General features: G+C 70.6%; 32 protein-coding genes. 30 read left to right on the top strand and 2 right to left on the bottom strand.

Going from position 1 to position 23,353, the window contains the following annotated elements; translation table 11 throughout:
- Positions 1–47 precede the first annotated feature (47 nt).
- Both ACSNOH_RS13350 and ACSNOH_RS13345 read right to left on the bottom strand, forming a co-directional pair.
- Positions 48–1,214 (bottom strand): helix-turn-helix domain-containing protein, encoded by a 1,167-nt coding sequence (locus ACSNOH_RS13350; RefSeq protein ID WP_436721494.1) that lies wholly within the window; start codon positions 1,212–1,214, stop codon positions 48–50.
- Positions 1,215–1,710: 496 nt separating this feature from the next.
- Positions 1,711–2,469 carry a GntR family transcriptional regulator gene (locus ACSNOH_RS13345; protein ID WP_436721493.1) on the bottom strand — a complete coding sequence of 253 codons (759 nt, stop codon included), beginning with the start codon at positions 2,467–2,469 and terminating at the stop codon, positions 1,711–1,713.
- 264 nt (positions 2,470–2,733) lie between these two features.
- On the opposite strand from ACSNOH_RS13345, the gene ACSNOH_RS13340 reads away from it, so the two are divergent.
- From ACSNOH_RS13340 to ACSNOH_RS13195, 30 genes are all read left to right on the top strand, one after another.
- Positions 2,734–3,147: a hypothetical protein gene (locus ACSNOH_RS13340; RefSeq protein WP_436721492.1), complete on the top strand. Its 414-nt coding sequence runs from the start codon at positions 2,734–2,736 to the stop codon at positions 3,145–3,147.
- A 276-nt stretch (positions 3,148–3,423) separates the two neighbouring features.
- Positions 3,424–3,924: a hypothetical protein gene (locus ACSNOH_RS13335; RefSeq protein ID WP_436721491.1), complete on the top strand. Its 501-nt coding sequence runs from the start codon at positions 3,424–3,426 to the stop codon at positions 3,922–3,924.
- Between the two features lie 111 nt (positions 3,925–4,035).
- Entirely contained in the window at positions 4,036–4,242 is a 207-nt protein-coding gene (locus ACSNOH_RS13330; RefSeq protein WP_436721490.1) for a hypothetical protein, read from the top strand.
- Between the two features lie 216 nt (positions 4,243–4,458).
- Positions 4,459–4,950: a WhiB family transcriptional regulator gene (locus ACSNOH_RS13325; protein ID WP_436721489.1), complete on the top strand. Its 492-nt coding sequence runs from the start codon at positions 4,459–4,461 to the stop codon at positions 4,948–4,950.
- Between the two features lie 362 nt (positions 4,951–5,312).
- A complete protein-coding gene (locus ACSNOH_RS13320; RefSeq protein WP_436721488.1) occupies positions 5,313–5,804 on the top strand; it encodes a hypothetical protein in 492 nt (163 codons plus the stop codon).
- A 93-nt stretch (positions 5,805–5,897) separates the two neighbouring features.
- On the top strand, positions 5,898–6,179 hold the full coding sequence (locus tag ACSNOH_RS13315) for a hypothetical protein (protein ID WP_436721487.1): 282 nt from the start codon (positions 5,898–5,900) through the stop codon (positions 6,177–6,179).
- 155 nt (positions 6,180–6,334) lie between these two features.
- Complete coding sequence (locus ACSNOH_RS13310; RefSeq protein ID WP_436721486.1) at positions 6,335–7,117, top strand: hypothetical protein; 783 nt, start codon at positions 6,335–6,337, stop codon at positions 7,115–7,117.
- A gap of 344 nt (positions 7,118–7,461) precedes the next feature.
- Complete coding sequence (locus ACSNOH_RS13305) at positions 7,462–8,973, top strand: DUF2637 domain-containing protein (protein WP_436721485.1); 1,512 nt, start codon at positions 7,462–7,464, stop codon at positions 8,971–8,973.
- A 145-nt stretch (positions 8,974–9,118) separates the two neighbouring features.
- The gene (locus ACSNOH_RS13300) at positions 9,119–9,583 is read left to right on the top strand and encodes a hypothetical protein (RefSeq protein ID WP_436721484.1); all 465 of its coding nucleotides are present in this window, start codon (positions 9,119–9,121) and stop codon (positions 9,581–9,583) included.
- Positions 9,583–9,786, top strand: coding sequence for a hypothetical protein (locus ACSNOH_RS13295; protein ID WP_436721483.1), 204 nt, complete (start codon positions 9,583–9,585; stop codon positions 9,784–9,786). The genes ACSNOH_RS13300 and ACSNOH_RS13295 overlap by 1 nt, the downstream gene beginning before the upstream one ends.
- A gap of 121 nt (positions 9,787–9,907) precedes the next feature.
- Positions 9,908–11,875: a hypothetical protein gene (locus ACSNOH_RS13290; RefSeq protein ID WP_436721482.1), complete on the top strand. Its 1,968-nt coding sequence runs from the start codon at positions 9,908–9,910 to the stop codon at positions 11,873–11,875.
- Between the two features lie 2 nt (positions 11,876–11,877).
- Positions 11,878–12,408: a hypothetical protein gene (locus ACSNOH_RS13285; RefSeq protein ID WP_436721481.1), complete on the top strand. Its 531-nt coding sequence runs from the start codon at positions 11,878–11,880 to the stop codon at positions 12,406–12,408.
- Positions 12,409–12,485: 77 nt separating this feature from the next.
- Complete coding sequence (locus ACSNOH_RS13280; RefSeq protein WP_436721480.1) at positions 12,486–13,346, top strand: hypothetical protein; 861 nt, start codon at positions 12,486–12,488, stop codon at positions 13,344–13,346.
- Positions 13,343–14,776, top strand: coding sequence for a DNA/RNA helicase domain-containing protein (locus ACSNOH_RS13275; RefSeq protein ID WP_436721479.1), 1,434 nt, complete (start codon positions 13,343–13,345; stop codon positions 14,774–14,776). The genes ACSNOH_RS13280 and ACSNOH_RS13275 overlap by 4 nt, the downstream gene beginning before the upstream one ends.
- 113 nt (positions 14,777–14,889) lie before the next feature.
- Positions 14,890–15,393 carry a hypothetical protein gene (locus ACSNOH_RS13270; RefSeq protein WP_436721478.1) on the top strand — a complete coding sequence of 168 codons (504 nt, stop codon included), beginning with the start codon at positions 14,890–14,892 and terminating at the stop codon, positions 15,391–15,393.
- A gap of 192 nt (positions 15,394–15,585) precedes the next feature.
- The gene (locus ACSNOH_RS13265) at positions 15,586–16,374 is read left to right on the top strand and encodes a hypothetical protein (protein ID WP_436721477.1); all 789 of its coding nucleotides are present in this window, start codon (positions 15,586–15,588) and stop codon (positions 16,372–16,374) included.
- Positions 16,375–16,468: 94 nt separating this feature from the next.
- Entirely contained in the window at positions 16,469–17,545 is a 1,077-nt protein-coding gene (locus ACSNOH_RS13260) for a hypothetical protein (protein WP_436721476.1), read from the top strand.
- Positions 17,542–17,766, top strand: a complete 225-nt coding sequence (locus ACSNOH_RS13255) for a hypothetical protein (RefSeq protein WP_436721475.1) — start codon at positions 17,542–17,544, stop codon at positions 17,764–17,766. The genes ACSNOH_RS13260 and ACSNOH_RS13255 overlap by 4 nt, the downstream gene beginning before the upstream one ends.
- 29 nt (positions 17,767–17,795) lie before the next feature.
- On the top strand, positions 17,796–18,344 hold the full coding sequence (locus tag ACSNOH_RS13250) for a hypothetical protein (RefSeq protein ID WP_436721474.1): 549 nt from the start codon (positions 17,796–17,798) through the stop codon (positions 18,342–18,344).
- Between the two features lie 3 nt (positions 18,345–18,347).
- Positions 18,348–18,632, top strand: coding sequence for a hypothetical protein (locus ACSNOH_RS13245; RefSeq protein ID WP_436721473.1), 285 nt, complete (start codon positions 18,348–18,350; stop codon positions 18,630–18,632).
- A gap of 123 nt (positions 18,633–18,755) precedes the next feature.
- Complete coding sequence (locus ACSNOH_RS13240; RefSeq protein WP_436721472.1) at positions 18,756–19,205, top strand: hypothetical protein; 450 nt, start codon at positions 18,756–18,758, stop codon at positions 19,203–19,205.
- Between the two features lie 237 nt (positions 19,206–19,442).
- Complete coding sequence (locus ACSNOH_RS13235) at positions 19,443–19,742, top strand: hypothetical protein (RefSeq protein WP_436721471.1); 300 nt, start codon at positions 19,443–19,445, stop codon at positions 19,740–19,742.
- A gap of 88 nt (positions 19,743–19,830) precedes the next feature.
- Positions 19,831–20,271 carry a hypothetical protein gene (locus ACSNOH_RS13230; protein WP_436721470.1) on the top strand — a complete coding sequence of 147 codons (441 nt, stop codon included), beginning with the start codon at positions 19,831–19,833 and terminating at the stop codon, positions 20,269–20,271.
- A 20-nt stretch (positions 20,272–20,291) separates the two neighbouring features.
- On the top strand, positions 20,292–20,498 hold the full coding sequence (locus tag ACSNOH_RS13225) for a hypothetical protein (protein WP_436721469.1): 207 nt from the start codon (positions 20,292–20,294) through the stop codon (positions 20,496–20,498).
- A complete protein-coding gene (locus tag ACSNOH_RS13220) occupies positions 20,498–20,968 on the top strand; it encodes a hypothetical protein (RefSeq protein ID WP_436721468.1) in 471 nt (156 codons plus the stop codon). Before ACSNOH_RS13225 ends, ACSNOH_RS13220 begins: the two co-directional genes overlap by 1 nt.
- Positions 20,965–21,144 carry a hypothetical protein gene (locus ACSNOH_RS13215; protein WP_436721467.1) on the top strand — a complete coding sequence of 60 codons (180 nt, stop codon included), beginning with the start codon at positions 20,965–20,967 and terminating at the stop codon, positions 21,142–21,144. Before ACSNOH_RS13220 ends, ACSNOH_RS13215 begins: the two co-directional genes overlap by 4 nt.
- Before the next feature lie 84 nt (positions 21,145–21,228).
- Entirely contained in the window at positions 21,229–22,008 is a 780-nt protein-coding gene (locus tag ACSNOH_RS13210) for an HIT family protein (RefSeq protein WP_436721466.1), read from the top strand.
- A complete protein-coding gene (locus ACSNOH_RS13205) occupies positions 22,005–22,694 on the top strand; it encodes a hypothetical protein (RefSeq protein WP_436721465.1) in 690 nt (229 codons plus the stop codon). The genes ACSNOH_RS13210 and ACSNOH_RS13205 overlap by 4 nt, the downstream gene beginning before the upstream one ends.
- Positions 22,691–22,816 (top strand): hypothetical protein, encoded by a 126-nt coding sequence (locus tag ACSNOH_RS13200; protein ID WP_436721464.1) that lies wholly within the window; start codon positions 22,691–22,693, stop codon positions 22,814–22,816. The genes ACSNOH_RS13205 and ACSNOH_RS13200 overlap by 4 nt, the downstream gene beginning before the upstream one ends.
- Entirely contained in the window at positions 22,809–23,105 is a 297-nt protein-coding gene (locus tag ACSNOH_RS13195) for a hypothetical protein (RefSeq protein ID WP_436721463.1), read from the top strand. Before ACSNOH_RS13200 ends, ACSNOH_RS13195 begins: the two co-directional genes overlap by 8 nt.
- The last annotated feature ends 248 nt before the right edge of the window (positions 23,106–23,353 follow it).

Raw genomic sequence — 23,353 nt, 5'->3', positions numbered from 1 at the left:
GAGGGGGATAGTGCGATCCACCGCAGCCTGCCTTCCTGTGTCACGGGTCAGGGCACCAGCACGTCCTGGGCCGCCTTGAGCCGATCGGGCAACTCGCTGGTGGCGAGGATTGCCTTGCGCATCAGGCGGTGTTGCACGGTTTCGATCGGCCCGGACTGCGTCAGTCGGGAGTACGTGGCAGCGAGGTAGGGGCGGCCGTACCCCTCGGGCATGACTGGATCTTGACCAGATTCGAGAAGCGCCTGGATGTGCACTGACAGCGCCCACAGCGTCTGGACGTCGAGCTCAAGGTCGACGATCTCCAGGGCGGTCAGGGCCTGCTCGGTGGCCAGGGGGTGGTAGGCGATGCCGGACCAGCCGGCCAGTCCCATGGAGACGGCGCCGGAGAACTCGACGGTATCCGGGTGTTCCCAGCTTGTGGCGAAGAGATGCGCCTCGACGTCGGGGGCAAGGCCACGAATGTTGGCGGGGTCACGGCGGTCGACGAGGACGGACGGGGTGACCAGCAGCTGCATCGCTGTCGGCAAGAGGCTGGCGTTCCAGGAATGGGTGCCGAGCTCGTAGACGGACAGCACGTAGCCGGGTGTGGGAGCGGGGCGCCCCTCGGGTAAGGCGGCTTTCAGGAGCCGGGTCAGCAGTTGCCCGGCCCAGGCACGGTCGTCGAGATAGGTGCGGTAGCGCCACACCGCGAGATCTGTAATCGAGGCTGGCTCTTGGTGCTGTTCAAGGTGCAGCAGCGCGACACCGCACGCGTATGCGTACAGCGTCGCCGCCCTGGCGGTGGGGTGAGTGACGGTCAAGGCGCGCCGCTCAAGCCCGGCCGGCCCTGGTGGGACAGGGCGCCCTTGCTGCCACGCCACGGTCAGCGGCCCGCCGATGTACGCGGGCAGGAACTTGTGGGAGATGACATGGAACGGCTGGCCCGGAGCACCCGCGGGCCTGCCGGGATGCTGATGGGGCGGAGAACTCGTGCCGTTCGACGCCGCGAGGCGTGCATAGAACGCGGCGCGTGCCTCCGGGGGACATGTCGCGAGCGCCGTGTCGAGAATCTGCTGCATCTCCGGCACGCACACCAGGCTTGCTCCTTGCTTGCGCCACTTGGTGACAGTCCGCGGGCTGATGCCCAGGTGCTCGGCGAAGCCGCGTACGGACATCCGCATCACGGACTGGAGCAGAACGGCCTCTCTGCCGGTCCATTGCTCCACAGTGACCATCGTTAGCCCCCTCCGGCGGTGCGTCTAGCAGAGTATGGGCCCAAGTGCGACACCGGTACTACGCCAGTTCCACACCTGGACCTCTCATCCAATCTCCCAAATCCGCAGGCTTGTTGGGGACCAGGCCGCTCGATCTCTTGCGGAGCCACGGATGAGTCACACCGCACCCACCCCGGCAGCTGAATGTGACCTCCACAGGACGCCCCCACCACCTGCTTCGCCTGTCTCTACACGCGATTTCAACGGGCAGCATCACTCCGTTGAAGCTCGGGTTGAAGTGGACCTGATGCGCATCGTGATACCCCCGATCCTCAAAGCCCGATTGAGTTGTCGCATCCAAAACCGCAGCTCGCAGGGGGCTTCCATGCACTGCCGCTCACTACGCCCACCGAATTCGCACGAAAGGTCGCTATGGTCCGCGACTTCGCTGCACTCGACGGCCTCGAGCACAGAGTCGAAGCACTGGGTGACCCCGCATGGTCGACAGGCCGCGTCGTCAGGCTTCGAATTCGTAGTCCAGGACATACACGGCCGAATCCATCGTCATCTCATTGACCTCGACCGCTCGCCCCTCGGCGTCGAGCGCAGTGCGCACCAGCTTGATCACAGCGCGATCGGCCGGGATCGAGAGCCGGGTCGCCTCCTCGCCGGAGGGCGTCCGCACGCGGATCTCCTCGCGGAAGTGTGTGGGGGCGTATCCGAGGTCGGCGAGTCGTGCGTAGATCCCGCCGGGGCCAGGGTTGGCCTCCGCGATAGCGGAGCCTTCCACCAGTGCTTGCGGGAGGTAGGACGCGGCGAGCATGACCGGCCGACCTTCCATCACATAGCGGCGGCTGCGTACGCAGACCAGGTCGTCGGCTCCGAGGCCCAACACGTGGGCGATGTGCTGAGGCGCGGCAACGCCCTGCGTGACGGTGACCTGGTCAACGTCCGGGGCGCGGTCGTCATCGGCCTCCCATATCGCCTTGCCGCTCCCCCATTGGGCGCGGCCCAGCCGGGGGATGCCACGGCGGCGGATCGGACGGAACGCGGCGACGCGAGCACCGGCTCCTCTTCTTGTCTCTACCAGTCCCTCGGTGCGCAGGATCTTCAATGCCTGACGGGCGGTCAGGGTGGCGACCTCGTACTGTGCGGCGAGCGCACTTTCCCCGGGAAGCCGATCGCCAGGGCCGTACCCGCCGGATTCGATCGCTGCTCGCAGGTCATCAGCGATGCGCTGGTACTTGGGTCGCTTCGTACCCGTTTCACTCGCCATACGTCTCCCTACCTCGTTAGCGATCCTACGGCTGCTTGCTATCGAGGCCCAGGTAAGGGCGCCTTGAACCGCGCGGGAGCCGTCGCCCGACGGTACCTCGTTAACGAACCTCTTGACATCGCTAACGCGGGTGGCTGTACTGATGATGCACCGAACCTCGCTAACGAGGTGAGTGTAGAGGCGCCGAAAAGGTGCTGCTTCGCCCTGCCCAACCGCTATCGGGACGCCTCCCGAGATCTGCACTTCCGAGAGGAGCACCACCTCATGACCACGACCTCTGTCCCCGTCAACGGCTTCTCCGAGAACTTCGATGCCGAGACCCTCGCGCTCCTGGACGCCGTCGAGGTGGCCCTTCCGGAATTCGGTGACGTGGGCCTGGACGTCGTGTTCGGCACGCCGCTGGAGATGCACGAGCTCGTCACCCCGGGAGAGCTGGCCCGCTTCGAGGCCGCTGCCGGCCCGAGGGGTGGCAGCACCAAGGCGCAGGACGACGTCGTCGCCGAGTTCGCCGCGCGGAAGGCCGCGGCCCAGGACATCATCGCGGCCGATCCGTCGATCACCGAGCGAGTCCGCGAGCGCCTGCTGGAGGCCCTGGAACCCTCGATTGCTGAGTGGTTGCTCCGCCCGCTGCCCGCCGTCTACGCGCCAGCCGCCGAGGTCCTGCCGCTAGCCGCCTGATCCCGCCGGGTCCTCGCGGACCCGGCTCTCCCACCCGGAACCGCTCGCAGGGCGGCGTCGGCTGAGGGAGCCGGAACCCGACTCCTCTTCAACTTCATAGCTGAGTTCGCGCACACCGGGTTGACGGGTCATCCGACCACGAGGTCCCCGGCCGAGCTCAGCAGCACGTCTCTCCGCAGCGGTTGCGCTGCCTGATCACCACGGTCCCTCGCATCGGCCCGTGCTGGTCGGAGAACGCAGCCCGTTCCCGGTTCGCCTTGTCCTTGGAGAGCTTTCATGCGCCCGAGCACTCGCTCTGCCCTCCTCCTCAGCGAGATCCCTCCCCATCACCTCAACCTCCGCGAAGACGAATTCCGGTCCGTCGTCTGTCCGGACTGCAATGAGTGGCACCCGATCCAGCGCCGCATGATCAAGACCCACCACCTCGACCGCGCGACCCGTGGCGGCAAGGCGCGGCGCTGTCCCGGCAGCGCCCGCCGGATCACCATGGACATCTCCGTGGAGCAGTGGTGGGACAACCTCGCCTCGGGGGTGAAGGACGCGGCCTCCCGCCACGGCACGCGGGTGATCAAGAAGAGCACCAAGCCCGTCACGCCGGTCTCCCGGATGGGCATCCCCTACACCACCCTGGTCAACAGCTGGCGGGCGCACCGAGCCCTGTGCCGCGCATGCCGGGACACCCACCCCTGCGACCACGGCCAGCTCCTCCAGGCGCGCATCACTGGCCTCGCCCGAGCTGCGCTCGTCCGGCAGAACAACACGCACCCGGCCGCCTGAGCCGCCAGACCCTGACGAACAACCACGTCCACTCCGCGATCGGGCAGCCGCAGGACGCGGAATCCCGTCCCGCCTCCCGCGCTGAGCGTGAGGCAGTCACTTGGAGGTCCTATGTACAGCGTGTTCGACGACGACGAGCGTCGCCGATTCCACAGCCCTTCGGCCTACACGGCCTCAGCCGTGGTGAACATGCTGCTCGACGCCGAGCGGAAGGTCACGTCCGACCTGTGGTCGGACTACGACCCCACCGCGATGCTCACCCCGACCCTCTACGCCCAATGCGCCGGGGACGTCAGCGTCCTCACCAGCTCGCTCTGACCGAACCGAACGACCACGGCCGCCCCCACCCAACCTAGGTGGGGGCGGCCGTGGCTGCTCGACGGCAGCTACGACGACAGCCCACCGAGGAGGCACCCTCCGTGGGCTGTCTTGGCCAGTCGCTCCCAGTGAGAGGAAGACGCGACCGTGACCATGATGACAGCTGCACCCGACAGGGTGCACGTGCAGACCATGAGGGCCCCTGCGCTCCAAGCCGTGGTTGACGCGGGCGCCGCCTGCGCCGATCTGCGCAATGCCCCGCTCCCGGAGGAGTGGTTCCGTAGCGAGGGCGAGACCGAGGCCGAATGGTCCTTCCGAGCCAAGGTCCTGGGCGACTTCTGCCGAGAGATCTGCCCCGTGATGGCGGAATGCCAGGAACTCGCGCTGCGCCAGGGCGAGGGCCGGCCGTGGCAGGACGACATGGTGCGCGGCGGCCTCTCCGGCCACGAGCTCGTCGACGAACGGGCCCGGGACGAGGAGCGCCTGGCGTTGGCAGTGGCCGATGACCAGCGAGCCGCGGTGGAGTGGCAGGAGTACCTGCAGGCGGCGCTGTGGCAGATGAAGCAGGCCAGCATGGTGGTCGGGGCCGGCGCCGCTAAGGAGGAGGCCCGCAGGGTGAGCAACGACCGTGCCCGCGAGGCCGCCGCACGCCTGCAGGCGATCCGTCGTGAGCGGCGGGAACGCGCCGGCTGGGGTGAGGCTGCATGAGTTCCGAGCACACCAGGAGCGATGCGCAGGAGCGCGAGGCCGGGCAGATGGACGACTTCCTGCGCCGCGCGCGGGAAGCGGACGCCCGCCGGTCCGGTGGAGGTGCGCGATGACCGCTGCCGAGGAGGTCGCTCGCCGCGCGAGAGAAGCCCGCCATGCCGCCGAAGCCGCTGAAGAGCAACGACGTAAGGCACAGGAGGAGATGGCCCGTCACGGCAAGGCAGTCTCCGCACTCCGCTGACGTCTGCGACCGGATCGCACCCAGGCCCACCCGGCGGCGCGCGGAAGGTCACCCCGATGTCGGGGCGAGATCACCCCGCGCCGCCTGCCCCACCGCACACCTACATCCACCAGGAGCTGCAGTGGACAGCATCCGCTTCTCCCAGACCCATGGCGATCCCCTCTCGTGGAGCGCCGCCGAGTGTGAGACCTCCCAGATTCTCGCCTCCTTCAACCCGACTGCGCCGTTCGGCGCGCCTGCCGTGCTGCTCGTCCCGGTGCGCGGAGGCGGGCGGGTGGCCGTCCAGGTGCACCGCACCGTCGCGGACGGCCTGCTCGTGCACCGCGCGGTCGGCCTGCCCGGCTGGCGGCTGACCCATCACTCCGGTCGGAGCATCGCTGGCTTCGAGTACCGGTGGCAGGCTCTGCTGGCAGCCGTCTATCTCGAGCGCGTTGCCGACTGGAGGTACAGCCCGTCCGCCCTGCGCGCGGACACCGCCGCCCTGATCGCCGACGTCGACGCGGGGGTGCGGAAGGCCGGCGGCGTGCTGCTGGTGACCCCGGGCGGAGTGGCCGACCGGGTGTTGAGTGCCCGCCGCGCACCGACGGCTGTGCCGTCCCCCTGCCCCGCCTGACTGACGGTTGCCCTGATCCGCCCGCACCGGCCCTGCGCCGGGTCGGGCGGTGAAGGGGAGCCGGACAGCCCGGCTACAGAAGGAGGGGCACGCATGTTCAAGAAGTTGCGCGAGCGGCAGATCAGGCTCCAGGAGAGGCAGCGGCACTCCCGCCTGATGGGCGTGGCCGAGGACTTGGTCCGGGAGGTGGGGATGAAGCAGGCGCTGACGACGTCGCCGCAGGAGGTCAGCCCCGTGGAGCCCGTAGAGGTCGCCTGCTTGGCGTTTGCTCGGTACCAGCTGCGCATCGACGAGGCCGAGGCCGCCGACTACCTGGCCGCCGCCCTGGTCGCCCGCGGCTACCGCACTGACCACTGGCCCGCCGCCTCCGCCTGACCCCCTGCTCCTACCAGGCGGGTCCGCCAAGGCCAGTCCTTCCCGCTTCACAGCACATGCCCAGGCCGGGCGCCCGCACGACGGGCGGCCGGCCTTTCCGTACGCCCCCCGGGGACAGTCCCGGAGCCGACTCCCTCTCGACGCAGGAGGACCACATGTCCGGCACCATCCCGCTGAAGCACCCCCTCGACCCCGGTCTGCCCCGCCGTCAGGAGGCCACCGAGCCGGCGCCCCCCGCCCCCGCCCCCGCGGTCGCCGACCTGAGCAAATACCACCACCCGCACTACATGCGATCCGAGCCCGGCCAGCATGAGGGCTGGACCGTCTACTTCGCGCCCTTCACCGGCCGCGAGCCCAAGCCGGAGATTCCCCCGGCCGTCTACGACGACAAGACGGTGACCTGGGAGCAGCACCGCGCGCTGGGCGCCCAGTACAAGGCGGCGCGGATCACCTGGTCCAAGGCCCGCTTCCGCCTGCAGGCCCACCCACTCCTGCGCCAGGCCGCGCCGCTGTGGGAGGCGTGGACGCAGGCACAGGCAGAGCTGCACGCGACCTTCAAGGCGTTCTGGCAGACCCCGGACGGCTCGTGGCGCGCGCAGCTGCTGCGCCTTACCGACGCCGAGCAGGCCGCGAAGAAGGCCGCCGCGGACTGGGACGGGCTCGCCGAGAAGCTCGCGAAGGTCGTTGCCGAGCATGTCCGCGCCGCCGGCGAGTGGGAGGCGCTCGAGCTCAATGACGTCGCCAAGGAGATCGGCCTGGACGCCACGCAGTGGTGGATCGACCACATCTCCGAATACGAGCCCACCTCGTACTACCGGAGCCGGGAGACCCCGCTCGTGGACCACGTCACCGATGAGATCGCCAAGCAACGCGAGCGGCTCCGGGAGGTCGCCGACCTCGCTGGCGACTCCGGCCTGGAGCACCGCACGCTCCACTGAGCCCGCCGCGGGCCCTGTGTCGCCCCCGTTTCGGCTCCATCGGCAGCCGTTTCGGGAGCAGCCGCCCGCGTTTCGGGAGCGGCCCCCGTCGTTTCGCGCACACCCTGAACGCCCCATTCCGGAGGCCCCCTATGACGCTCACCGAGTGGCCGCGCACCGCGGCCGAACCCGACCCCGTTTCGGCGCCACCGGCCGCCGTTTCGGAAACGCACGAGCCAGTTTCGTGGACGCCCGACATCGTTTCGGACGCGTCGGAGGGCGTTTCGGAGACGGAAAACGGAAGCGGAGTCGAGACCTCCGAAGGGAAGCTGACTGCCTCCCAGACATGGACGACTGCGGGGATCGTGGCCGCCGCGCTCGTCCTGGCGGGCATCGGCCTGTACCTCAGCTTCGGGCACGTTGCGGTCTTCGCCTTCGAGCGGCTCCGCTTTGGCTCGCTGGGCAAGGGCCAGATGTTCGCGGTCGGCGTCGACACCGGCATCATGGTGATGATCGCCGTCGACCTGCTGATGGCCTGGCTCAAGCGCCCCATCAGCTGGATCCGCTACCCGGTATGGCTGCTCACGGCCGCCACAGTGGTCCTCAACGCCGCCGCCGGCGCCCCCCGCGGCCCCTGGGAGACGCTCGACTACATCGCCGCCGGCGCTCACGGCACCGTTCCGGTGCTTTTCATCATGGTGGTGGAGGTCGGACGCGACGCCATCGACCGCATCGTCCGGCCTGACCAGGAACGCGACTCCATCCCGCTCGTCCGCTGGCTGCTCGCCCCCGTGGCGACGGCCCGGATATACCGCCGGATGCGGCTGTGGGGCGTGGCCTCCTACCCGGAGATGGCCCGCCGTGACCAGGAACTCATCGCCTACGAGCAGTGGCTCAAGCGCAAGCACGACGGCGACCTCTCCCAGGCCACCGAGGACGAACTGCTGCCGATGACGATGGCCCCCTACGGCTACACCGTCACCCAGGCCCTGGCCATGCCCGACGAGCAGGAACAGGCAGCTCAGGAGCGTGAGGAAGAGGCCGAGCGGCGGCGCCTGGACGCTCAGACCCGCAGTGAGGTCGCCAAGTCCAGGGCCGAAGCCGAGCGCCTGCGCGCCAAGGGCGAGGTCGAGACGGTGCGCGCCGAGGTCGACGGTCAGACCGGCCAGGCCCGAGCTCACGCCCGTGCCCAGGTCAGCGCCGCTGAGCGGGCCGCCGCGCTGGAGCAGGAGGCGCTGGACCAGGCCGTCATCGCCGAAGCCCGTGCGCGTGAGGCGGAGGCGGAGCGCAAGGAGGCCCAGGAGCGCGAGGCGAAGGCCGCCACGGACCTCCGCGCAGCCGAGCTGGAGCGCCAGGCAGCCCAGAAGCGGAAGGAAGCGGCGGAGGCCGACCGGGTCGCCGCGGCCGAGGCCCAGGCGATCGAGACCCAGACCATCGCCGAAGCCCGAAGCGCTGCTGCCGAAGCGGACCGGGTCGCTGCCGAAAGGGAGCGGGCCGCCGCCGAAACGCGTCGCGCCGCCGCCGAAGCCAGCCGCAAGGAGGCGGAGGAGAAGCGCCGTCTGGAGATCGCGCAGGCCGACATCGCGCGCGCCCAGCAGGAAGCCGCCGAAGCCGAGCGGGCCGCTGCCGAAACGCGGCGGGTCGCCGCCGAAATCGAGCGGCGCGCGGTCGAAGCCGAAGACGCCGCGAAGCTCACCCCGCGCCAGCGCGCGGTCCGCAAGGTCGCCCGGATGATCCTCGCCGCCGGCGATGACACCACCCATCCCACACTCGCCGACATCCAGCGCGAGCTGGCGGTCTCCTCCCCCGGCACCGCCTCCGAGTACCGCCAGGAGGCAACCGAACTGCTGGCCAAGGGCTACCGCCCGGAGCAGTGACCTGCAAAACGAACTGCTGGTTCGACGGTTCCACCGGCCCCCGAGACGAAGTCAGCGCCTCGGGGACACGGTGAAGGCGCCGAAACGCCGCCCCAAGCCTCTCACCGATCCGGATCGCACCACCCTGCAGAGGAGAAAATCCCCGATGACCGACAAGCCGCGTGCGGGTGTGTGGACGCCCGACCTGCTCGCCGAAGGCCCCGAGAAGCGCCGCATCTTCATCGAGCAGCGCAGGCAGTACCTCGCCCCGCTGCTCGCCGAGTCGAAGGCCCTGCTCGCCGAGATCGAGGCCGACCTGCGCGAGGCCGACAAGCTGCCCGGCGACCTGCCGTTTCAGGCGAAGCTGCGGGCAAAGCACACGGTCCGGCCGCTCGCGAAGGTCATCGCGGACCTTGAGGACGTGATCGTCCAGCTCACCGCGTACAGCGCGCGGTACCGGCGCAGTTACGAGGAACTGCCCGAGAAGCGGGCCGAGAAGGAGGCCGATCGGCAGCGCCTGAAGGAGCTGAAGGCCGGCGGCGGGCAGCGGCAGCTTGCTGCTCCCGAGCCGAAAGCGGAACCCGCTGAGGACCCGCACCCGTTCTTCGCGCACCTCAACAAGGGCGCGTGATGCCGGGCAAAGATCCCGCGCGGTCGAAGCGCCTCACCTTCGAGCTGTGGTCCCCCCGGATCAACGGGGCGGCCACAGCTCGCGAGCGCGTCATCGTCCTCATCGACGCGGCGCGGGCGCATCTTCCCGACGACGATCCGATGTGGGCGGCACTGGCCGACCAGCTCGGGAAGTACCTGAAGGAGAAGGGCTTCGGCTCGTAACGCTCCGCGTTCAAAATCAACGTTCAAATCAAGGAATCCGGCCGCACCGGCTGTCGCCACACGCGCGCGTCACGCGCGCGCGTACGCGAGGAAGGCCACTACGTCAAGTGAGGACAAAAAGATGACCGACGACGGTCGGGGCGCGGACGTCATCACGCTCCCCATGCTCAACTTGTCGCCCCCCGGCAGCGCTCCCGACGACGGGGTTCCGCCCCCGCCGCCCCCCGGTGACCTGGCCCCGCCGCCCGACTTCTTCCTGCCGTTCTCCACCCCCGGCGGCGACGACGATTCGAGCACCGTCGACCCGGACGACGTCGCCCCGCAGATGGTCGCCAACGCCTCAAGCGGAACCGGGACACCGGCCCGCGCGACGGCCTCGATGGCGATGGTCACGATGGCGGCGATCGCCGTCGCGGCGCTGCGCGGCACGTGGTCGATGGCGAACTACCTGAAGGCGCGGCGCGAGCATCATGACGCCGTCGCCGACAAGGCGCGCGAGGCGGCCGACAAGCAGAAGGTCGCCAACGCGGCGGCTGGCGCGAAGAAGGGGGTGCAGTCCGGGCCCGAATTCGGACGCGGCGCGACCGGCAAGGGCGGCGGCCGCACGGGCGGCGGCCGGTCGGGCGGGTCCGGCGCCAGCGGTGGTGGCTCGGGGCGCGGCACCTTTGGGCAGCAGCAGAAGCCCTCACTGAAGGGCGGCGGCCGGGGCAGCACGGCCAACGGCTCCACCGGGGCTGGCGGCCGCGGCTCGGGCTCGGGAGCAGGGCCGAAGGGGTCGAAGAACGGAACTGCTGGCAGCGGCTCGCGCACCTCGGGGCCGGGCTCGTCGGGCAAGGGCTCGAAGGGCGCGGCCGGGGGCGGCACCGGATTGTCAGGCAAGGGCTCGAAGGGCGGGGGCGGATCGTCGGGTTCGGGTTCGGGCAAGGGCTCACCGGCCGGGGCGAAGAAGTCTCCGGGCACGCTCGGGAAGCTTGCGACCGGGCGGCAGCAGCGGAAGAACGACGAAGCCAAGGCCCAGCGCCAGGCCGCGGCCGATCAGCGCAAGGCCGACCTGGCCGACCGGGCGGCGGCCCGGAAGGAAGCAGCAGCCGAGGCCGCCGACCGGCGCAAGCGAAGGGCCGAGAAGCGGAAGGCCAAGCGCGAGCGCGAGAAGGCCGACGGCACCGGCCCAAAAGACCCGAAGGAGAGCAGCAAGGGCAAGCCCGACGAGAAGGTCGACCTCACCAAGAAGCCGAAAGCCGGTGACGGCACGACGAAGAAGCGCGACGCGAAGAAGGACGACACTGAGAAGGTCGACCTGACCAAGAAGCCCAAGCCCGGCAGCTCGAAGGGCGGGGCGAAGAAGACGCCGAAGGCGCCCCGGAAGAAGAAGCCGCGCAGCTGGCGCCGGAAGCCGAAGAACAGCACGACGGGACCGAAGACGCGTCGGCGGCGCAGGAAGGACCGCAGCACGAGCGGCCCCGGGTCGATGCCCGGCAGCGACGGCGAGTGGCTGCGCCCCCCGCCCGGCTGGGACGTCACCTACACGGTCGAGGTCATCCGGCCCGAACCGCCGCGGCGCCAGCCCGCCGGCATCACCACAGGCCTCAAGGGGTTGCCCGCCGGATCATCCGGCCAGGTCACGCCCACCCGATCCGTACCGAAAGAGAGCCCGATCGTCATGGGCACAGCCGTTGCAGTCGGCGAGGTCGGCGACACCCAGTTCGTCGACGCCGACCTGACCGTGTACGACCTGATCGAGTCCGACGAAGAGATGGGCGAGCAGATCCTTCAGGGCGTCGATCACATGAACCTCGTTGCCTCGAAGTGCGAGGGCCTGAAGTCCGGGCTCGAATCCCTGTACGCCATGTGCATCGAGAAGAAGGTCCCCGGCGTCCTCGTGAAGTGGTGCATCCGCCTCATGGAACGAGCCGGGAGCGTGCAGGACAAGGCCGAGGCGCTGCGCGACTCCTTGCCGCGCGCGTCCGAAGCGATCCTGACGGCACGCGACACCGCCATCGAGGCCGACAAGCTGCGCGCCGACCGGGTGAAGGAAGCCGGACATGTGGCACCGGCTGAGCGCGAGTACCACGACCGAAGCGGGGCCTGACCATGAGCACCGAATCCGAAAGCGCGATCGAACCGACGAACATCCAGAGCAGCGCGGAGGTCACCGCATCCGGCGCGCCCGACCTGCCGGCACCCGGCGAGGGTATGAACGCTGCGGCCGATCTGCCTGCCGAGCGCAGCGGCCGCATCGTCGACGTCATCGCGGACGCGATGACGTTCACACTCGTCATCGCACGCCTTGGAGTCGCGGCGGCGGCGATGCGGCTTCTCTCGCAGGCCGTGAAGGGCGCGTATTCGTATGTCGAGGACTGCGCGAAGACCGTCGACGGGCTCGCCGACCTCGCCGCAGGCCTGGCTGTCGACGACTCGGTCACCTCCTCGCACCACGACGCGGCAGCCGTGATGCGGGAGTCCCTCGAACTCGCCGACGCGCTCTCCGCTGAGGCGGCGGAGATGTCGACCGAGTTCGACAACGCGGCCCGTGACCACGAGAGCGACTACGGCGACGTGAACGAGGCGATGCAGGCTGGCCCGTACGACGTCGCCGAACGCGAGTGGTACAGCAACCGCTGACCGAATCCATCCCGAAGGCGCCGGCCCCTTACATGAAGGGGCCGGCGCCTTCCGCATACCTGAAAGGAGTGCCGGTGATGCCGCTGCGCACGTACATACAGACCACCCGCCGCGCCGGTTCGGCCGCGGTCAGCGGCGTCGGCCGCCTCGCGACGCTTGCGGGCGGCAGTGCCATGGCGGCGGGGCTGTTCACCGACGCCGGCACCGTGCCCGCGATCCTCACCTCGATCGCGGCCGGACTGGGCGGGGCTTTCCTGTCGCCCCGGTTCCAGCTCGCCCACCCGATGAAGAAGCCGATCGTGTTCACGATCTACCTGACGCCGCACACGGTGCTCGTCTCCAACCTCGTCGCCGAGCTCGTGTGGGAGGCCACCGAGGGCCGCCTGGTCCAAGGCGGCGTCGCCGTGCTGTGGACGGCCGGAGTGTGGTGGCTGCGCCCCGGCCGGCTCGCCAAGCGCGTCGCGAAGTGGCCCGAGCCCGCCGTTGAAGCCGACGACACCGAGGGCGACCAGGACGGCACGGGCGCCGAGGTCGAGGTCGCTGTCGAGCTGCCCGACGATCCGGCGGGCCGGTGGTGGGCCCTGAACGCGGCGAAGAAGGACGGCGTCGCTGAGGGCACGCGCGTGATCGGTGTGCGGGCGATCGAGGACCAGCGCCGCGTCGCCGTCGCGCTCGCCGCGATCCAGAAGGGCGAGCCCGTACCCGACATCAAGATCAGGCGCCTGTCGGCCCTGATGAACGTGCCCGAGGAACTGCTGGAGGTACAGGCGATCCCCGGGCACGGCGCCGGAGTCGCCATGCTGCTGATCGGCCCCAAACCCGAGGCGGCCCCGGCACCCGACGAGGACGTCTGGGCGGAGATCGGCCGGTCCGCACTGCCCGGAGTGACCCTCACCGAGATCAACGAGTACGACATGTCCAAGGAGCTCACCCTGTGACGCCGTCAGCCCTCGCGAAGAAGCACGTCGAGGAAAAGCAGGTGATGCGCGAGTACATGCTGCGCACCAGGCCGGGAGGCGTGAAGGGCGCCGACCATGACGCCCTGTGTGACCTGCTGGAGGTCGATGACCCCTCGCGCGTGATCTTCGAGCAGGGGCGGGGCCGCCAGGCCGTCGTCCGCGTCTTCCCTGTGAACCCGCTCGCGAAGATGCGCGCGATCACCCTCGAAGACCTCCAGCTGGACGAGAACGGCTGCATCCGCATCGGCTCGTACTACGACGGCGAGCCGCTGCGGATGCGGGTACACGACCCCGAGACCGGCAACGCGCAGCGGATCATCATCTTCGGCACGACCGGCGCCGGTAAGAGCCGCGCCCTTCAGGCGTTCCTCGCCGCGTGCAAGCGCAACGGGATCGTCGTGCACCTCGCCGACCTCAAGGGCGGGCAGTCCGTACCCGAGGCGAAGGGCAACGTCGCCACGCACGTGCGGACGCTCAAAGAAGCGATGGGCCTGCTGCGGGCCGCCGTCGCGAAGGCGGAAGCGCGGTTCAACCGGTACGCCGACATGGGCCGCTCGGGCTTCCTGATCAACAATCCGGACCCGCTCGAATACGTCGTCATCGACGAAGCCAACCGCCTCCTGGAGAAGGGCAGCCCGTTCCGGGCCGAAGCAGCCCGGCTGATCAAGGAGATCGGCCGGACCGGGCGCAGCGTCGGCATCGGCATCGTGCTCGCCGCGCAGGCCGGCCACCTTGACGAGCTCGGCGGCAGCGACACCCTGCGGGCCATGCTGAAGGAAGGCGAAGTCATCCTGCTCCGGTGGAGCTCGCAGATGATGGCCTCCCTCGTGGGCGACGGCCTGCTGCCGACCGGCGAAAGCCTCCAGCCCATCCCGAAGATCCTCGGGCGCGCCCGTCGTATCCAGCGATGGGGAGCGCCCGTCGACCGCAGCAAGGAGAAGCCGAACAGCCAGGGCATGTGCTACCACCTGACGTCAGCCCGGCCGACGTCGATGGCGCGCTTCTTCCTGGTCGGCTCGCTCTCGCCGCACGAGGGGTACGACCCGGTGATCCGGCAGCTCTACGGATCCGCGCCACCCCCGGGCGAGCCCCTGAAACTGGCCTTCCCGCCGCCCAAGGACGGCGAGGGAGACCAGGCCACGGCAGAGGACAGCGACGACCTCGAGTACCGCGAGGGCGACGAAGACGAGCCCGAATCGCTGCCGCCGATGCCCAGGACACTGAAGGAACGGATCCTCACGACACTCGAGTCCGGCCCCCTGTCCGAGACCGACCTCCTCGCGGCCCTCGATGAGGACGGCGGGAAGGAAGCCAAGCTCGGTTCCGTGCGCACCACGATCAGCACCCTGCGAGGCGAGGACAAGATCGCCCCGAAGGATGCATCCGGCCTGATCAGCCTCCTCATGTGATCTGTCGGCGCCCCGAGACCGAACCCGGGGGCGCCCTCGTTGCCCCGCCCCCTGCGCCCTCCCCGCCACCACGGCAGGGAGGGCGCCCCCGCATCTGCCCGGATGGAGAACACGTGGACGCCGATCGCATCACCCGCCCGATGACCGACGCCGAAGCCAAGGCCGAAGCCCAGCGGATCATCGAAGAGAACTTCCAACCCGAGGTGCCTGTCGTACGGCACTTCCCGACGTCGTTTCGCGACGAAAGCCCGCTGCCCGCGTACGGCGACACCCCGCCCGTGCGCCAGGACGACAAGCGGATCGTGCCCGAATGGGCGCTCGGGATCGCCGTCGCGAGCGTGGGCGTCGGCGCCGGCGTCACCGGCATCGGCTGCGGAGCCTGGCTGGTCCTGCAGGGCCTCGCCTCGGTCACCCTGACCAGCGTTCTGATGGGAACCCTGCCGTTCGCCGCCCTTGCCATGGTCGCCACCGCCGTTGGTGGCGCGATCAGCAAGGCCCGCACAGCAGCGTCGCAGACCACCAACGTCTACACCGGCACCGTCACGCACACCCAGACCCACAACACCAGCCACCAGACCGCGCTGTTCACCCGCACCCGCAACGACATCCACCACTGACCCGGACACCCCGCGTCGTACTCGAACCCCGCCACACCCGGGCCGGGAGTCGAGTACGGGGCAGGCCGCCCGAGCAGCGCGTGACCAACCGCCGGCCCTGGCCGCTCCCCACGCCCTGACCTGGCGCACCGCTGACTGCCGACGACACCCAATCCGCATGCAGCGTCACTGCCTCCGAAGGAGTTCCTGACCGTGGCTGACCACACGGACCGCACGCAGACCCCCGGCCAGCACCAGCGCACCATGCCCGCCGACCACAGCGCGCCGACCACCAAGGGCCCGCAGCAGGGCAAGCCGCCGGGCGCCCTGCGCACACGATGGGACGGAGCCTGGGCCGAGAGCGGGTTCCTCCATGACCGCTGGGAGGACCTGCTCCAGGCCCGCGAGCTCGGCTGGCGCCACATGGCGAACTGGATCAAAGCAGTGCTGGCCGTCGCCGGCCTCTCCCTCGTCGTGCTCCTCCTGGACGGCGCCGCTGGAGTCCTCGCCGACGCCGTGCACCAGCTGCTGACCGCCGCCCCGCACGTCCAGGTCGCCACCAACACCTCCAGCGGCGTCTTCGCCGTGATCGACCAGCCGATCCGCACGTACATCGCGACTCACACTGCCTCGCTCCAGATCAGCGGCTCCACCGTCTACACCGTCTGGCAGCTCGTCGGCCTTTTCGGCCTGGTCGGCGGCTTCTTCCGCGGTACCGGAGCCCGCCTGACCTGGACCGCATGGGGCGCGGCCAGCATCGCCATGGTCTACAGCTCCACGCCCGCGGCTGGCCGCCCTATCGCCACCGGTCTGGCCGTCCTCGCCTGGACCGCTGCCTCCGCCCTCGCGCTGCGCGGCCTGAGCCTGCGCCCCTCGCTGTTCATCCACAACGCCGCCCCCCAAGTCCGCCCCGAGATCCGCCCCGAGATCCACGTGCCCGCCCCGGCTGGCCCGCCTGACGGAGACGCGCCCAACAACGTGCTCCCGCTGCAGAAGCGCTGACCCGTCGCCCTGCCTGGTCCTCGCCCGCCCCCGCAGGCGAGGACCGGACAGGCCGCCCGGCCTTCGCCCCCTCCCCTTCACCAAGGAGACGCCCGTGCCCGTCACGATCACCGCCCACCAGCTCGGCCGACTGATCGACCGCACGATCAGCAACATGGACGGCGAGTTCACCGCGGTACTGCACGGCATCCGTCTGGAAGCCGATGCCGAGTGGTTGTACGCGGTCGCCAGCGACCGGTACACGGTGGCCGCCGCCCGCTACCGCCACGACGGCCTGGAGGGCGAGCCGTTCGCGCGCACGCTCCCCGCTGGGGCGGTGCGCGCCCTGCAAGAGTGGACCAGCGCCCAGCCCGGCCACTCCCCCGTCACCGTGACCGCTGAAGGGGGCCGGGTACGGGTCACCGCCGCCCACAGCGACCTCGGCATCGCCGTCGACCCCAGCGCGGACTTCTTCGACTGGCGCGGCGTCCTGCGCGGCGTCATCGAGCAGACCAGCGTCCCCGGCAACGTGTTCCCGGTACTCAACACCCGGCTGCTGGAGAGGTTCGGCGCCGCCGGCCCCCTGGTCCGCGTTCGTGCCACCGCCGACCAGAACGCCGTCCTCATCGCGGGCCAGGACTTCCTCGGCGCCCTGATGCCCGTCCGCGTCCGCGGCATGGACAGTGACGGGCTGGGCACCCTCGACCAGACCCAGGCCGCCTGGCAGGACACCCTGTCCACGGGCGGGACCGCCACCATGCCCGACAACATCCCCGCCCGACAGCACCGTCCCCGCCACGAGATCACCAAGGACCTCGCCGAGACTGCTGGCGACCTGCTGAAGCAGACCCTGCGCAGCACCCACGACGCCCTCGCGAGTACCACCTCGGACGAGGCGTTCGCCGCCTACGCCACCGCGAGCGTCACGGCCTGGAGGGCCTACCGCTACCTCGACGCCCTGCACACCGCCGACCCCCGCCTGGCCGCCACGATCGTCGCCGAGACCGCCGAGGAGCTCGACAGCGGAGAAATCAGCGAGTTCGCCTGGGAAGCAGCCCGCAAGGCAGGCCACGACCCGGCCGCCTGGAGCCAGGAGCTCGAGGATCGCCTGGCCAATGCCCTCACGAGCGCTCCCGGCCAGCCCGCACAAGAGGCGGCTGTCAACACGTCCGAGGCTGGCTCTACGACGTGAACCTCGCCCGGCCAAAGCGCACCCTGACGCTCGCGCAGGAAGAGGCGCTGGACCGGGCGATGGCCGCGCGGCAGACCTGCCCCGAGTGCGGCCGGCGCTACTACTTCTGCCTCCCGCTGCGCACCCAGGGCTGCTGCGACCCCTGCACTCAGCGCTACGAGCTCAGCCTCGACACCTACTTGCCGTCCACGGCCCCGGCCAACCACCGGCTCGCCGCCTGATCAGCCAGTCACCCGAAGGAGACGCCACCATGGCCTTGAGCCTGTTCGCCCGCCGCCCCGACGTGCAGGACCCGGCGACCTGGACACCGCCGGGAACGACCGTCGTCCAGCGCTACCGAGGGGTCCTCGGACCGGCGGAGGGCGCCATCGTCCTCGTCTACACCGCCGACGGCGACCGCGGCATCAGCTACTTCGCCGTCGCCTGCCTCGGCTGCACCTACCGCGCCGACCGGGACGGCTCCGCGAAGCTCGACGAGCGCCGGGCTGCCGGCCTCGCCAACACCCATGCCGCCAACTGCCGCGCGATGACCCGCGGCGTACCGGCCGCGCCCGATGACACCGAGGCCGCGGAGATCGTGCGGAACCGGCTTTGGAGCCTGCGGCAGGACGGCACCGACCAGGCCCGCTACGTCAGCTTCAGCGACTTCCACGTTGACCGCGTCGTCCTCCAGCGCACGGCCGACTTCATCAAGGCGACGATGCTCCAGCTCGCCCAGGCCGAGCCCGACTTCGTCACCACCGAGCCGTACTCCACCGGCACCCGCTTCCTGGTCCAGCCGAACCGGCGCCGGAGCTGACCGGTGCGCACCCGAGCCGCTCTGCTGCTCGCAGCCGCCGCCCCGGCCGTCGCCACGGCGGCCGCCGTCGTGCTCAAGGCCGGCGGCTGGGAGCTGGCCGCCACCCGGCACGAGATCCGGCTCTCCCCCCGGCCCCACCCGCGCTGCCCCGACTGCAGGGGCGAGGGCGGCTGGTGGTCAGAGGGCCCGTACCCGGGCGGCGAGCTGTGCTGGTGCTGGGACCGCCCCACGCGCAGGCTCCGGCTTCTCCCGGTCCGAGACCCCTGGGCCGACGAGCCGCCCTTCTGAGCCCCGCACCATCGCCCCGGCCACAGCGGCCGGGGCGACAGCACTTCCGCACGGCGGCCGCGCATCGGCAAAGGGCCGGCCGCCCCGCTCCTTCACCCTCTTCGAGATCAGGCGACCTTCAGCATGCCCCAACTGCCCATCACCACCGAGCGCCTGGCCCTCTTCGGCACCCTGCTGGCCACCTTCGGCGAGCTGCACCCGCTGTGCGACAAACTGGGTGCAGGGGTCGAAGACGGCGATGCGCAAGAGGCTGTACGGCAAGGACCTGGTCCACGCCGACGGCTCCCCCGCTACGCCGGACACCACCCGCCCGACCATGACCACCAGCGCCCTCGGCCGCCGCGCCGTGGCTTGCCAGCCCCGCGCAGCCGCCGCGGCGATATCGGCTTTGAGGCTGGCGATGAGCACGGCAGCGAGTACGACGACCTCACGCTGGTGCTGCCGTGCGACTGCGGCACCGGCTACCTAGAGCACGTCGTACGGAGCGATGGCGACCTGCTGATCGTCATCAACAGCCACCTCACGGGTGATGACCGCCGGTGCAACGCCGGGCTGTGCCGCTCGCCCCGGTGATACCAGCGGCCGACAGCAGGCAGATCCACCCGCCCTCACACAGGGGCGGATGGTGCGCGCGGCATCCGGTCCGACTGGGAGGCCGACTGGCCGACCGCCAGGGGCTGGAACGACCCGTCCAGCTGACCCACATCACCAGCACCGAACCCTGACTCCCAGGGCAGCCGCTGTGCTTGGCGGCTTCACCGGCTGCCCCGGGCCACCCAACCCATACAAGACGAGTAGGGAGAGACCAGTATGGCCTCCACCGCGCGCCCGCGCAGCAGCCCCGGACTGGCCGTCACTGCACCGCCGCGCGAGGACGAGCGCATGCTCACCGCCCCCGGCTGCGCTGCCCAGGCCCTTCGCAACATCGGCCGGCACCACCCCGACGCCTACTTGCTGTGCGAGCCCTGCGAGGTGACCTGGTTCGGCCCGCCGGCCTCGTGTTGGTCCTGCGGCCACCCGGCCACCGCCGCCTACACCCATCTCGCCGCTCTGCGCACGCTCCTGCGCGCCACCCGACCCGCTCCCGCACATTCGCAGGGGGACAGGTGACCGGCACGAGGACAGGAAAACCCAACATCACCCCGACCCACCCCGCGCCCGCGTCGGCTGGCACGGAACGGAACCTGGGGCGAGCCGCATGACCGGGATCAAACTGCCCGGTGACTGGATCCGCGGCATCACCATCAAGCAGCCGTGGGCAGCCTGCATCCTGGCCGGAGCCAAGACCATCGAGAACCGTCCCAGGGCCTGGTCGTGGCGCGGCTGGATGCTCCTGCACGCGGGCCAGCAGACCGACCGGGCCGCCCTGCGTCTGCCGCTGGTCGCCCACACGATCCGCGGCCGCGACCTGGCAGTCGGCGCGGTCATCGGCGTCGCCCGGCTGGCTGGCTGCCACCAGGACCCCGATGGTTCCCCGCCCTGCACCGAGTGGGCCCAGTCCGGGCTTTGGCACCTGGAGGTCGCCGACGTCCAGGCCCTCGTCCTGCCGATCCCCGCACGCGGACAGCTCGGCCTCTGGAAGCCCACCGAGGACCTGATTGCCCAGGTCCTCCAGCAGTTACCCGGCTTGCGGCCGTGACCACTCGCCTGGAGGTCCCTGTGAGCAGCACCCGGCGCGACGTCGACCACGCCCTCGCCTACCCGGAGCCGCCGGCCTCGCCGCTGTGGCACCGCGACGGCCCGCAGTCCCGGCCGATCACGCCCGAGCAGCAGCGGCGCAATCGCGAGCTCCTGGCCCTCGCGCAAAAGTACCCAACCCGAATCCGCTCCCCTCGCTCTGCCAAGGCCCTGAAGGAGGCCAGCTGATGCACCCCCAGACGCACCTCGCCATCAACGGCTACGTCGATGCGGTCCCGGCCCCCGGCACCGGCTGGGGCACCGTCGTGTTCGACCTGATCCACTCCCCCGCCGACGCGGACGCCGTCGCACCCGACGCCCCCGACATCGTGTACTCCTGCACCACCGCCGACCCGGACCTCGCCGACGTGCTGTTGCGCGAGATCCAGCCCGGCGACCTGCTGCACGTCACCGGCACCGTCGTCCAGCCCGACGCCCCCGGGGCACCGGTTGGCATCACCGTCGACGGCCTGGAGGTCCTGGAGGCCGTGCTCTATGACCTCGCGCTGCAGCGGTACGGGATCTACCTCGTCGTGTTCGACGCCGACCGCGACCAGGTGCCCGTGTTCACCGCGTCCGGCCGTTGGGTTGGCGAGGCCGCCAGCCCCGATGCGATCGGCGCCCTGATCGACACCTGGGAGAACGGCGGCACGCCATGACCGCCCTCTCTCCACTGCACACCGTTCTGGAGCGCTTCCCCGCCGGCCACCCCCGCGGCTCGTGGCCCGCCGACGAATACGCCGCCGCTCAGCGCGTCCAGGGCATGACAGACGCCCGGGTCGTGATGGACCTGGCCACCGACCAGTTCCTCGTCATCACCGACACCACCAAGTAGCACCTGACGCCACCGAGCGCCGCCTGTCCTTCCCGGCCGGGCGGCGCTCTGGCGTCTCCACCCTTTCGAGTCTGGAGGTCACTTGTGTCCGACGTGTTCATCGACTCCTTCGGCGCCCGCTGGCAGGACCCGCCGCCGCCCCGCTACCGCGCTGCCGTCCTCGGCATCAACCTGACCAACGCGCTGCTGAACCCGCCCGACGACCCGGCCCTCGCCGACGTCGTCGCCCAGCAGACCGGAGAGGACGCAGGCGTACGCGACTACGTCCTGGGCACCCCCGGCGCGGCCCGCATCATCAACGACGCCGTACACGAACTCACCGCGCTGCGCGCCGCAGCGCACGGCCGGCCCGTCCAGCTCCTGGTGAACTGCTGGTACGGACGTCATCGCGCACCCGCCATCGCCGACGCCATCGGCCACCGGATGCGGGAGGCCGACGTCTGCGTCCAGATCACCCACCACCACATCAACCGGCCACCGGTCCCTCGCAAGCACCCGCGCCCCGACTGCCCGTTCTGCCGGATCATCCACGACGGCGCCCCGGCCACGATCGTCCACGAGTGGGCCGACGCCCTCGCGATCGTGCCCCGCAGCGGCGGCTGCACCCACGGCCACCTCCTGGTCCTCCCCCGCGGCCACGTCGCCGACTTCACGACCGACCCCGTCGTCTCCGCCACCGTGCAGCTGCGCGCCGCCGAACTCGCCGCGCAGATCGGCGGCCAGTGGAACTACCTCACCTCCTGTGGCCTGGACGCCACGCAGACCGTGTTCCACCTGCACGGCCACCTCGTGCCCCGCACCGCAGGCGACGGCCTCGCCCTGCCCTGGACCCACCCCACCCGCGAACAGGAGCCCGCCCGATGAAGCGCCCCGTCTTCCGCCGCTGCGGCCACGCCCCTGGCGCCCTCTCCCCCGAGGATCAGGCCGTCGTCGACCAGTTCCGCGCGATGCTCACCGCCCTGCGCGACCCCGAGCCCTGGGCACCCGGCAGCGCCCAGGACATCGCCGTGCGCGTCGGCCCGTTCATCGAGCGCGCGCACACCCGGCCCGGCGACGACCACGGCCCCGACATGATCGCGGTCGCCCTGGTTCACCCCGGCACCCCGCACGCCGCCGCCTACCTCCACGGCCACCAGCTCGGCTACACCGACCGAGGCTGGCTGCGCTGCAAGACGAGCGCGATCCTCGGATTCTGGCAGCCCGGCTACGCGATGCTCACCCACGCCGCCGCCAGCCTGCCCCTGCCCGACGACGTCGGCATGGCACTCGCGCACTACGCCCTCTACATCGAGGCCCACAAGCGCGACGACAGCCTCGACGGCTTCACCCTGCTGCGCGTCGGTCCATACACCCAGACTCGGCATGCCCAGCAGGACCACGACCGGATCACCGCCGCCCTGGATGGGCGGGAGACCACCCTCGTGCCCGGACACCGCGTCTCCGTGCGGTATGCGCCGTTCGACGTCAGCGACCACCAGTTGTTCACCGACCCGTACGAGGCCGATGCCGTCGGGCTCCTGGACGCCGCGGTCGCGGGGGTGAGCGTGTGACCACCACGACCCTGTGCGAGATCGAGACCAGCGAGGGCGACGGCGGAACCCTCCACCCCGTCGAACGGTTCTGGACACCCGGACGCCCCAACGGGGATCGAGAGGCGACCTCTCATGACTGAAACCCCACTCTCTCTCGCCCGCCAGACCGAACCGGCGGCCTGGGACCAAGCCACCTTCCGTTGTGGCCAGTGCGGGGCCCAGAGGGCCGCAGCCACCGAGGTCGACTACGTCGAGGCCGTCAGCGCTCACCGCGATGCCCACGCTGTCCTCGCCCAGCTCAACCCGATCGAGCGCGACGGCCTCGTTTCGATCCTCCGGGTGATCCTCGCCTCGCCGGAGCTCGGATTCGAGATCCTCGCACTCACCGACCAGCAAGAAGGCTGCCGCCGGCCGCCCGCGGCGCGCTGACGGCTCCCCCTGTGGCGCCCCAGCCCAACGGGGCAGGGGCGCCACACAGGACAAGCCCCGCCGGCCCAGCCGCGGAGAGGAGACCCGATCTCTCATGCCACCGTTCCCCTCTCCCCACCGTCCAGCGGCTCGGCACCTCCGACGAGCCGTCCGGCTCCTGGAGGCCGCCGTCAACCTCGCCCCGCCGGGCGCCACCTCCACGGCGCCCTGACTCTCAGAAGCCCCGTCCGTCGGCACGTGCCGACGGA

The organism is Streptomyces sp. URMC 127 (genome assembly GCF_051386535.1).
GTDB lineage: Bacteria > Actinomycetota > Actinomycetes > Streptomycetales > Streptomycetaceae > Streptomyces.
This window is presented reverse-complemented; position numbering and strand designations above follow the sequence as displayed.